The organism is Heminiphilus faecis, from assembly GCF_008728965.1.
GTDB lineage: Bacteria > Bacteroidota > Bacteroidia > Bacteroidales > Muribaculaceae > Muribaculum > Muribaculum faecis.
This window is the reverse complement of sequence record NZ_VSMC01000086.1, coordinates 1-255: the sequence shown is the minus strand read 5'-3', so window position 1 is coordinate 255 and position 255 is coordinate 1. Positions and strand designations below refer to the sequence as shown.

The following is a 255-nucleotide window of genomic DNA, read 5'->3' as shown; positions in this document are numbered from 1 at the left end:
CGGAACCCCCTTTTGCATGCCTCGTGGCCAAGGGCACATGCCAGATAGCTTTTCCCTGTACCTGAAGAGCCGGTAATGAAGAGGTTCTGCCCCTTATGTACAAAGTCAAGGGTGGCGAGGCGTTCCACCTGATTGCGCTCCAGCCCCCGGTTTGTGGCATAGTCAATCTGTTCGAGATAAGCCTTGTATCGGAACGCCGCATTCTTGGTAAGCCGCGCTATGGCAGCCTGGGCACGGTAATCCCATTCTCGTGCA

Annotated in this window: 1 protein-coding gene; it reads right to left on the bottom strand. The window is 55.7% G+C overall.

Going from position 1 to position 255, the window contains the following annotated elements; genetic code table 11:
- Nucleotides 1-255 (bottom strand): ATP-binding protein (locus tag FW767_RS13050; protein ID WP_205523925.1); only part of this gene is annotated, 255 nt, incomplete at both ends.